Below are 11,682 nucleotides of genomic sequence, written 5' to 3' on the forward strand. Positions count from 1 at the left end.
GTCCCTACAATATGAATATAGGAACTAAAAACTTATATAAAAGTTGAAGGAAAATAACTAATTAAAATAAGAAAAATAATCATGAAAAAAAGTCTTGCATTATCACTAATAACAACTTCCATTATTACAATTTCATCCCCTCTTTTAGTAATTTCATGTAATAATAAAAATGAACAAAAAGAAGATAAAAAAGCAAATGATACCAATAACAAAAACACTATAGATATCAATACTAATGCTACTAATACAACTAATAAAATCAAACTTGAAAACCTAATCAAAATAACAAATCTAGGGCAATTAGTAGTTTCAAATCCTGATGAACTTCCAAGACATGAAAAAATAAGAGAAGCTCTTTTAAATCTAAATAAAGATATATTAACATCTGAAATATTAAAAGACTTATTTATTGGTAGTATCAAAGAAAATAAAGCCACAATTTATGTTTCAAAATATTCAAAAAATAAGAATAAGTATCTAGAAAATCAAAAAGTCATTGTGACTTATAAATTAGTAGTAAAAAAAGATTTAAGTGAACTTATTAAAATTACTAATATAGGAGCAATCGCTTTAAAAAATAACACCATTACTAATGAAACTATTTTTGAAGCTATCAAGAATTTCAATCCAGATTTTAAAGCATTAAATATAAGTCAAATTAAGATTGAAATAATTGATAAAAATAAGGCTAAAATCATTGCTAATGATGCAAATTTGATTGGGGAAGTTATTGTAAACTTCAGTATATTTGCTAATTCCAAGCACAACAAATTAATCAATCAATATAGTAATGAAATTACTAAATTAACTAATATTATTACTAACCTAAATAAATATCAATTCGATAAGAGTTTACTTGAACCAATTGATACTGAAACTGAAATTAGTTCAATTGAATTTGATAATGAAATAACCAAAGATAATATTGAACAAAAATACGATGAAATGTTAGATGCTTTAACTAAGAATCTTCAATATGGAATTGAATCATTAAAGAAAGCTATTGAATGATTGAAGAATAATGAAGACAAAGAAGCAACTAAAGAAATAACTAATCTATCAAATGAAATAAAAAACCTTAAGCAATTTTTAAAAGAAAACTGAGAAAAAGATGATGCTCTATTTAGCTTTTCAATTTCCAAAAAAGAATATGAAAACGAAAATATCGAAATTGATTTTTCCTAAATAACCCCCCTTATAATTTAAGTCATTTAGATATAGGAATCTTAATTTCTAAAATTGTGCTATTATGTTTAAGTATATATGGAAGAAAAAACTTTTAGTTTTCAAATTAAGAATGAAATTATTAGAAGACCACTTAAAAAACAAGAAAAACTTAATCTTTTAAGTGGTATTTTTGCGACTGCAAAAATCGAAAATAATGAAGCTACAATTATTTTTAATAATAAAGATGTATTAGATTTCTTAATTAATTTACTAAACGAATTCAACATTGAATTTAGTAAATTAAAGAAAAATGAATTGTTTATTCATCTAAAAAAGTTTTCTAATCCCAAGCTGAAATTTGAAAGAGATTATTTTTCAGGAATTTTTTTATCTTCAGGTTCAATTTCAAATTTCAAAAGTCTATCCAATCATTTAGAACTTAAATTTTATGATTTCAATAAAGCCTCTCAATGCTTATCTATTTTAAACAAATATGCCCTTGAATTTAAACTTCTAAAAAGAAATAATCGCTTTATTATTTATCTTAAAAAAATTGAGCATATTTGTGATTTTTTAAAAGCAATTGAAGCAATTAATTCTTATTACCAACTAGAAGAGTACAAAATTTCTAGAGATTACTATAATAATATCAATCGGATTACTAACTTTGATATTTATAATCAACAACGCATTGCTGATGCAAATACACTTTTTTTAGAAAACTATGACTTCATTATTAAAAATAAATTGAAATTTTTATTTAGCAAAGATGAATTATATTTTTTTAAACTTAAAAAAAATAATTTGGATAGTAGTTTAAATGAGTTAGTGAGATTATTAGCAAATAACAACATCATTAAGTCGCGTTCTTCCTTAAATCATTCCTTAATTAAATTAAAAAACAAAGTTAAAAAGTATAAAGTTGATACAAATAGCAAAAAAAATGCGACTAATTAAGAAAAAAGTCTCAATTTTTTTAAAAAACAATTTTTTTATGTAAAATATTTACCATAGCAACCATAACGAAGGGGCCCACCTGATTCCATTCCGAACTCAGCAGTTAAGACCTTCAGTGCCAACGATACCGCAAGGGAAAATAGGTCGTTGCTCTTTTTTTTATTTTCTTTTTTACTTAGTTTTCTTAATTTCATTTTTCTTTTTTCTTTTATAATCTAATAAACATATAAATTTGAATTTATCTTAATATAAGGAATAAGCAGAAAATGAAAAAAATATTAGTTATTAATGCAGGATCTAGTTCAATTAAATGAACTTTATTTAATAGTGACCTTGCAATTGAAGCTAAAGGTTTAGCGCAACGAATTAAAATGCAAGAAGGCATTCTTTCTATTGAATGAGATGGCAAAAAAGAAGAGATTAAATTACCACTTCCTGATTTTTTAGAAACAGTTAAAGAAATAGTTAACCAATGAACAAAGCATAATATTATAAAATGCTATGATGAAATTAGTAAAGTTGCTTTTAGAATTGTTAATGGCGGAATTAAATTGCAAGATACAACCCTAGTAACTAATGAAAGTCTTGCAATTTTAAAGGACGCTATTGATTTAGCGCCAATTCATAATCCAGGTGCTATTGCTGCAATTGAAGCTTTTTCTAAACTATTACCACATGCAAGTATGTCAATGCATTTTGATACATCATTCCACAAAACCTTGTCTCCTTTAGCATACACATATCCAATTAATAAAGAAATCTCAGACGAACTTAACATTCGGAAATATGGTTTTCATGGATTAAATCATAACTATGTAACTTTAAGAGCACAAGAAATATTAGGCAAAGAAAAAGTTAATATTATAAGCTTACATATTGGAAATGGCGCTTCATTATGTGCAATTAAAAATAGTTTATCAATTGATACAACAATGGGCTTTACTCCCCTTGCTGGTATTATGATGGGAACAAGAAGTGGTGATATTGATCCTTCGATTATTCCATATATAATGAAACACAAAAACATGAACATTGAGCAAGTTTTTAAAATGCTAAATGAACAATCTGGAATGCTTGGAGTTTCTTGTGTTTCTTCAGATTTAAGAGATGTACATTCTAAAAAAATGGAAAATCCAAATGCTGCTTTTGCGCTTGATTTATATTCCCAAAGAATTGCAGATTATTTAATTACTTATTTAAATAAGATTGAAACTAAAGCCGATGCAATTGTTTTTACAGCTGGAGTTGGGGAAAATGATGCTGATATTAGAGAAGCAGTTATTAATAAAATTCATCTATTGCATTTAGAAATAGATAACACAAAAAACAAAGATCGCAACTTCAAAGATTACAAACTAATTTCTTCTTCAAATTCGCAAATTCCTATCTATGTAATTAAGGCTGATGAAGAATGATTTATTGCTAATGAAGCAATTCATCTATAGTTTTTCTTTAAATATATATTGATTAATTCTTTGATCTAACTTATTCTTATAGGTTAGATCTTTAGTTTTTGTTGTAAACTTATATTAATATTAATTAATATTAATATTCTTAAATTCATTATAAATAATCTAAGTTAAGTATACAAATAAATATACATAAAGGATGTTATTTATCAATTAAAGGAGGATAATAAGAGGATGTTTAGGCTTTTTAAAATGATGAGTGCAAAGTTTAAAATTCTTTCAGTAGTAACAATTTTACTAACAAGCATTCAAGTTATAGCTTTTTTATTTATTCCTATTTTTATAGGTCAAATATCATCACTGATTTTTCAAAAATCTTTTTTAGGTGCAACAGAAGCTAATAAAATAACTGTTAATATTAACATTTTAAAAATGTTTAATGTTAACGGTAGCATTTCAGATGCAATTAAATTATTTTCCATCTATTTTACAATTGCTTTATTAGTTGGCTCATTTGCAACTCTTAGTGGCTCAATCTTGGGTTCTTATGTTTCAATTGCTGCTGCTAAGCAAATTAGAATGAAACTTTGAAGTCATTTAGGGCAGCTATCCCAAAAAGATATTGAATTTTTTACACATTCAAAAATTCTTACAAGATTTACTATTGATATAACAAGAATTCAATGGGGAATAAATCTTTTCTTAAGACTAGCAATTATTGGCCCTTTTAATTTAATTTTTGGGCTTGTTTTTGCTTTATTAACAGATATGCAACTTTCAATTATTTTAGGTGTTTTAATTCCTGTTTTAATGCTTACTATGCTAATATCAGGAGCAATTATGGTTCCTTATTTTATTAAGGAAGAAAAAATGTATGAACAAATTAATAACGAATCCCAAGAAAGTATTCTTGGAATTAGAGTTATTAAGTCATACAATCTTGAAAAAATTCAAAATAGAAAGTTTGAAGAAAAAAACCAAAATTGACATGTGATATCTAAAAAATCATGAAACTTTTATAACTTAGCTTTTGCTTTTGTTAACCTATTTGCCAATATTGCAACAGCAATAATCTTATTAGCAGCTGGATTTATCATTAGAAAAAATGTTGATCCTAGTCTTTCTCCAATAAAAGCAGTGGAAGAATTCAAAACAATTCTTTCAAATGCGACAACATTTATAAACTATGTTATGTATATTACAATTGGTGTCATTATGTCATCTTTTGTTGGTTTTACTCTAGCTAGATCAATTATTTCAGCAAGAAAACTAAATCAAATTTTTAATACCAAACCTGATATTGATTACATAGTTTCGAATAAAAAAATTACAAATGGACATATTTGTTTTGATCATGTTTCTTTTAGATATTACACAGATTCAGAAAAAAATGTTCTTGAGGATATTACTTTTCAAGCAAATCCTGGCGAAACAATTGGAATCATTGGCCCAACTGGTTCAGGAAAAAGTACCATTGCTCAACTTTTAAGTTTAGATTTTAAAACTATGCATGGTTATATTAAAATCGATGGTCATGATATAAAAGAAATTGATACAAAATCTTTGCGCTCTTCAATTTCTCATATTTATCAAAAGCCCCTTCTTTTAAGTGGGACTATTAAATCAAATTTATTAATGGCTAATCCTATTGCTACAGAAGAGCAATTAATTGAAAGTATCAAAAATGCCTGTGCATATGATTTTGTATCTAAATTAGATAAAAATTTGGATGCTCAAGTGCAAGCTAAAGGAGTAAATTTTTCTGGCGGTCAGAAGCAACGTCTTTCCATTGCTCAAGGGCTAATTAAAAATCCAAAAATTCTTATTTTAGATGATTCAACTTCTGCCCTTGATGCTAATACTGAAAAACAAATTAAAAAGAATATAAGAAATTGAAATAATGGTAAACTAGTAACCATTATTATTGCCCAAAAAATATCTTCCATTATGGATGCAGACAAAATTATTGTTTTAGAAAAAGGAAAAATGATTGATATAGGCACACATTCTGAATTAATGCAAAGATGTTTCTTATACTCAGAAATTGCAAGAACGCAGTTAGGAGATGATAATGTATAATCTTGATCCTTTTAAATCAGATAACAAACAACAATTAAGTAAAAAAGAAAAAAGACAGCTTAAAAAAACAAACTCCAAACTTAAATGGGAAACACTAAAAAAACTTTTAGGTTATGTTAACTATAAAAAAGGAATGACTTTTTGGATTATTATAACTGCTATTTTATCTGGTGCAGGATTAACGGCTGGTATATATCTAGTAGGTTATATTACTGAACATCTTTTAAGTTACAATTTCTTAATTGGAATAAATAAATCTACAAATCAAGAAAACTTTGATTTATTTAAGTTTATTGGTTATTTTGTTCTTCTTGTAGTTAACTATATAGCCAGTCAGATTCTTTCATATATTTCAAACTTTTTATCTGTGCAATCTGGTGTTCTTAGTGCAGCGCTGATGCGGCATGATGCTTATAAGTCTATAATGAAGATGCCTATTTCATTCTTTGATAAAGTAAGTACAGGTGAATTAATGGCAATTCTAACTAATGATGTAGATAATGTGTCCACTGGTTTAGCTGCCAATATGAATACGATTATTTCTACTATTTCAGTAACAATTTTTTCATTTGGTTTCATGTTTTATTATTCAGTTTATTTATCCTTAATTACGCTAGTTTTATTTCCTTTATCTTTATCATTAATTGTGCTATTGATGAAAAAATCAGCTCCCCAATTTCAAAAACAACAAAAACATATTGCCAAATTAAATGGTTTTATTGAAGAGCATCTTGCAGCGCATCATCTAATTAGATCACTTGATTTTAATGCACAAATTAATGATGAATTCAATCATAAAACAAACAAATTATATAAATCAAGTCTAAAAGCTACTGTTTATAGTGGTGTGATGTGACCTTATGGAAATGTCATTATTAATCTATTACAACTAGTTGTTGTCATTACAGCCGGTGCTTTTGTAACGGCAAATATTGGAACTGGTTCTAATAAGGAATTTAATCCCGGTATTATTCTTTCTTTTGTACTATATATAAGAATTATGTCAAACAATATTGTTCGAGTTTTTGAAAATATTGCGCAGTTACAAATTATGATTGTCTCAGCAACTAGATTATTTAATTTAATTGCTCTAAAACCTGAAATTAATGAAGAAAAACTAGATGTTATTAAAAATGAAATTGAAGGCGAAGTTAGTTTTGCAGACGTTAATTTCTCATACACTAATAATCCAAATAATTTGCAGCTAAAAAATACAACATTTAAAGCTAAAAGAGGCCAAGCATTTGCTTTTGTAGGTAAAACTGGTGCTGGTAAAACTACGATTATTAATCTTCTAAGTAAATTCTATTTACCATATAGTGGTGAAATTAAAATTGATAATTATAAATCATCAGAAATAAATGAAGCTTCTTGAAGAAATCAAATTTCAATAGTACTCCAAGATACATTTTTATTCAAGGATACAATTAAAGAGAATTTAAGATATGCAAATTTAGAAGCAACTGATGAAGAAATTATTAATGCAGCAAGAATTACACATGCAGACGAATTTATTCAACAACTAGAAAATGGCTATGATGAAATTGTTGAAGAAGGCGGAAATAACTTCTCACAAGGTGAAAGACAACTTCTTGCTATAACGCGTGCAATTATAGCCAATAAAAAGATTCTAATTTTAGATGAAGCTACTTCTAACATTGATACAAGAACAGAAAAAATTATCCAAAATGCAATTAATGAATTAATGAAAGATAAAACTTCTTTTATTATAGCCCATCGTTTATCTACGATTGTTAATGCAGATTGTATTTTTGTTATCAATGATGGTCAAATAGTTGAAGCTGGCAAACACGAAGAGCTACTTGCTAAAAAAGGTTTGTATGAAAAAATGTACCACTCTTCTTTTAGTGAAGATTAGATAAAAATAACTCTTAATTTCTAAAGAAAACAAAAAATAATTAACTTAAAGATGAAATTTCAAATACAAAAAAATTTCATCTTTTTTTATTGCTTTTTTAGGACTACTAAGTGTGTAGTAAACGCCTAAAAAAGCAATAAAAAATGACTACCAATAGTTTTTTGTAGTCTATTTTTATTCTAACATAGCAAGCTTTTTAGTCATTGTTCATTATATCAATAATGACACGACCTAATTTTTCAGTTCGATCTTCAATGATTTCAAATGTTCATTCATCATATTCACAAATATTTTTTAGTCCATAATCTTCAAGACCTTTAGCTGTTACTAATATTGAGGATGATTTTTTATAAACCTCTTTTACTTTATCCTTAAATGGCTTATTAGATATTTTTGTATTTTGTTTATTATTTAAATGAATTAAATTACCAATTTGATCCTTACACTTTGAGTGCAATTGTTTCATTTTTTCCTCTTCATAATCTAAGCCGTTTTTTCATTCACTTAAATCTTGGGGCATTATGTGCTCAATTGTTTGCATATCAACTTGTTTAATGCTTTCGCCAGCATTCTGATCTAAAATAACCGTTTCAATAATATCTATAATTGATTTTGATAATCATGATTCCTTCTTTGGGGATTTTAGAGACTCTATAAATTTTCAATCACTAGGAGTATTATCATATTTCATTTTACTTAGATTGTCCTTAATTTCTCTTGGTGAAAGTCCTTCCTTAATTCACTCAATGACAGTGAAAACTAAATTAGATAAGGATTGGCCTGTACCTTCTACAGATATTAATTTTATAATGTGTGATGCTCAAACTTTCATGTATGAATCAATTAGTTTATTAGATGTATCTCATTTATCATTATTAATATTAAATTGTGAAAATCTTGAAAATAATTCGAATGCCAAAGGAATATGAACATTTTTTTGTTCAATTACACGATATCAAAGTCTATTTCCAATATCAGGAGAATGTTGGTGATGCTTAATTTGCAAATAAAGAATTAAATATTTTCTTAAATCATTAAGAAATTCCTTAAATTGAACTCCATTAGATACTTTATCATTGATTAGTTGTCTAAAGTTCTTATAAGTTTTATAACTTTTATACTTCTTAGTATATCCCAATCATTTTGTGTAGTTTTTAATAAATTCTTCAAACTCTTCACCACGTTTGCTTTCCTTTATTTTTTCACTCCAATATCCATCTTTCAATACACTGAATACAATAGCATTAAAATCTATAAGATTTTGTTTAGAATCATTATCTTTATTTTGAAGAATAATTGCATTTCGAATCAAATCAAATGATTCTAATGGCGAACCTTTAGAATTTAAGTTTTCAAAAACCAACATCTCATTTTCTTTTTCAATTGTATATTCTAAAATTCCAAAAATAAACTTATCAAGAAATGTCTTTAATATTTCTTTTAATTCCTCATTATTAAAATGTCTATTTTTGAAGTATTCTTCAATTATTTCATAATTTTTCTTAATTCTAGAATGGTTAAGGGGAATTAGATTTCTATTTTGAGATTTTATAATATTTCAAATGTCATCACGGATATTCGCACCTATTTCAAACTGGATATCTGAGATTCTAAAGTCATTAAAAATATTTGTATTTTCATTTTCATTAATTTTTTTGTCTAGATAATAAATTAAAAGTATTGATGTTGTGATTCTTTGTTGTCCATCAATTATTCGATGCTTATTACAATTATCGTCTTTTTCTAACCGTTTAACGCTTTGCGCAATAATGCCAAAATAATGTTGGTTTTGATCATTGTATCGATCAATTAAGTCATCGAGTAAGGGAATAATCTGTTCATCATCTCATACATATTCTCTTTGATAAAGCGGTATTTCAATAATCTCAAATTCCTCTTCAAAAAGTTGCCGGATACTTTTTTGTTTAAATTTAAAGGTTGTTTCACTCTTATTGCTCATTTTCTTTTCCCTTTTTTATGAAATCATATTTATCTAATTTGCTAAGCACGTTTTTTAGTCTTTTAAAATCATTAGTTGTTTGTTTTTCTCAATCACTAATTTCTAATTTCAATCGATTAAATTGCGGTTGATGACCTTTTTTAATACTTCTTAATTCAAATAAGGCAAAGTTGTCTTTGTTTATATAGTTAGCATTTAGTAGTAGAGTAATAAATCGACTTTGTCTTATGATATTAATTTGATTCATATTCGATTTTTCAAAAAGTATTTCAGTAATATAGTCATAATCAAACATAGTTTTTTTAATAATGTATTTACCAATGCCATCTTCTATAAAACCAAATGAAAGAAGCACACTTATAAATTGTTTATATGTCGATTTGCTTTTAAATGAATCAATTATTTTGTCATTATCATCATACAAATAAATAAGACTATCGCCAATATCTATATCATAGAAAAAAGATGTATTCTTATATTTATCTTGAAATCTTTTAATATAAGCATTACAATTTGTTCCAATTGTATGAAAGACAACATTTTTTAATCTCTCAAATGTATTCATATTTATTCTACTTCTTTCAAATTTTCATTGGGATTATTATTTATCTCAATCTCACTTATAACTTGGAAAATAACTTCAATTGCTTCAACTGAGATGGAATTACCAGCTTGACGATATAAAGATTCCTTATTTAGAATTCTTTTTTCAATAAGAGGGATAAGTTTATTAAAGTCCTCATCATTAAAGCCCATTAGTCTATATGCTTCTCTAGGACTTATAAATCTATAGTTAGTTTTATTTGTATAATCATTTTTAAGTTTGATAATCCCTACATTAGGAATACGATCTTGTTTAGTAGTAAGTGTTGGTATTTCAAAGTTCTTTGATTCATTAATAATCTTTACACTCTCAATCATTTTGATTCTTGAAGGAGTGTGATTGATTAAGCAGCTAAGATTTTCTTCATTGCAAGGAAATTTTTTAAATATATCATTAAACTTTTTTCTTTTTTTATCCAAAGATAATTTTTTATTAGATGTGATTTTATCAATGTAGTTTTTAAATTCAATGTCATTATTAAATGGAATTTCTAATTCCTTAAGTGTAGAAATTGCAAAAACTCGTCGACGATGTTGAATTGAACCACAATCAATTGAATTAAGAATGATAGTAAATGTTTTGTATCCCAAATCACTTAGTTTATTTTTTCAATGCTCATATTCAGCTTTAAATTTGTTTGAAAGAAGATTAGGCACATTTTCCATTAACAGATATTTAGGCTTATAGGATGCTTCATTTAATATCCGATATATCTGTCAAACTAAATTAGATTTGGATTGCTCATTATTAATTCCTTTTGCTCTTCCCATATTTGCAATACTTAATCCTTGACATGGAAATGAGTAAGTAATTAGATCGATTTTTAGCTTTCTTATTATTTTTGGATCAAGATTGTTAATATCTACTTGATTATTATCTAAAAGCACTGAGGCAGCAAGAAGTTTTTTAAATTCCAAATCTTTTCTAGTTATCTTTGAAATACTCTTTGAATTTAAAGAAAAATCGAATTTTTCTAAAAACTTATTAATCTTGTTTTCATCAATTAAATTACGCCTATTTAAGATTTGATTTTGCTTTGAAAGTAAGTTACTATGAATTGTAGAATAAGCAATATTAGCCCTAGCATCCCAATCTGCTATGGCAACAATATTAAAGACTTTAATTTTTTGTTTCTTTTTTAGATTTGAAATAGCTTTGTGTTGAGCTCCGATACCAGAAAAAGCTTCTAAGACATTAATCTTAGACATGATATTAGACCTGTGTAATTGAATTATTATTTAAAAGAAACAAAAAAATTGCAATTAAAATCTTATTTTTTGACCTTAATTGCTTATATATATATATATATATATATATATATTATTTAAAGAATTAATATAATTATTTTTATTCATGTTATTTTAAATTTTAGCATAAACTAAAACAATATCAGTAGACAAAAAAAGTGATTTATTGTAGTTAATTAAATACCTTTTTTAGTATTATGTTTAACAATCATTGCACAGTCCCCCAAATACCGGACAAAATAAAAAACAATTGCAAATTTGCATAATACCAACTTTGTTTTTATTTCTTATAGGAATTATTCAAATATCAAAAAACATACTTCTTTTGAGGTCAAAAGGCCTTTTTGCTCAATTTTTTCAGCATTTTTTTGCTACTTTGC

8 protein-coding genes and 1 rRNA gene are annotated in these 11,682 nt (G+C 26.0%); 6 read left to right on the forward strand and 3 right to left on the reverse strand.

The genetic code is table 4. The annotated features are described in order from the left end of the window. Positions 1-81: 81 nt before the first annotated feature. The 6 genes from MAU_RS01110 to MAU_RS01135 all read left to right on the forward strand — a co-directional run bounded on the left by MAU_RS01110 (position 82) and on the right by MAU_RS01135 (position 7,491). Positions 82-1,185, forward strand: coding sequence for a hypothetical protein (locus MAU_RS01110; protein WP_004423982.1), 1,104 nt, complete (start codon positions 82-84; stop codon positions 1,183-1,185). Positions 1,186-1,263: 78 nt separating this feature from the next. After that, positions 1,264-2,124, forward strand: coding sequence for a DNA-binding protein WhiA (gene whiA / locus MAU_RS01115; RefSeq protein ID WP_004423984.1), 861 nt, complete (start codon positions 1,264-1,266; stop codon positions 2,122-2,124). Positions 2,125-2,176: 52 nt separating this feature from the next. Further along, positions 2,177-2,280 (forward strand): 5S ribosomal RNA (gene rrf / locus MAU_RS01120). Positions 2,281-2,390: 110 nt separating this feature from the next. After that, on the forward strand, positions 2,391-3,569 hold the full coding sequence (locus MAU_RS01125; protein WP_004423986.1) for an acetate/propionate family kinase: 1,179 nt from the start codon (positions 2,391-2,393) through the stop codon (positions 3,567-3,569). Positions 3,570-3,767: 198 nt separating this feature from the next. Beyond that, on the forward strand, positions 3,768-5,612 hold the full coding sequence (locus tag MAU_RS01130) for an ABC transporter ATP-binding protein (RefSeq protein ID WP_004423991.1): 1,845 nt from the start codon (positions 3,768-3,770) through the stop codon (positions 5,610-5,612). Next, positions 5,605-7,491 carry an ABC transporter ATP-binding protein gene (locus MAU_RS01135; RefSeq protein ID WP_152414844.1) on the forward strand — a complete coding sequence of 629 codons (1,887 nt, stop codon included), beginning with the start codon at positions 5,605-5,607 and terminating at the stop codon, positions 7,489-7,491. Before MAU_RS01130 ends, MAU_RS01135 begins: the two co-directional genes overlap by 8 nt. A gap of 196 nt (positions 7,492-7,687) precedes the next feature. On the opposite strand, the gene MAU_RS01140 is transcribed toward MAU_RS01135, so the two are convergent. Genes MAU_RS01140 through MAU_RS01150 form a run of 3 tightly spaced genes read right to left on the reverse strand, consistent with a single transcriptional unit; the run spans position 7,688 to position 11,263 of the window. Next, on the reverse strand, positions 7,688-9,451 hold the full coding sequence (locus tag MAU_RS01140; protein WP_004423995.1) for a DUF262 domain-containing protein: 1,764 nt from the start codon (positions 9,449-9,451) through the stop codon (positions 7,688-7,690). Further along, positions 9,441-10,016, reverse strand: a complete 576-nt coding sequence (locus MAU_RS01145) for a hypothetical protein (RefSeq protein ID WP_238543387.1) — start codon at positions 10,014-10,016, stop codon at positions 9,441-9,443. The genes MAU_RS01140 and MAU_RS01145 overlap by 11 nt, the downstream gene beginning before the upstream one ends. A 2-nt stretch (positions 10,017-10,018) precedes the next feature. After that, a complete protein-coding gene (locus MAU_RS01150; RefSeq protein ID WP_004423997.1) occupies positions 10,019-11,263 on the reverse strand; it encodes a DNA cytosine methyltransferase in 1,245 nt (414 codons plus the stop codon). Between the last annotated feature and the right edge of the window lie 419 nt (positions 11,264-11,682).

Origin of the sequence: Metamycoplasma auris 15026 (assembly GCF_000367765.1) — a bacterium.
Lineage (GTDB): Bacteria > Bacillota_I > Bacilli_A > Mycoplasmatales > Metamycoplasmataceae > Metamycoplasma > Metamycoplasma auris_A.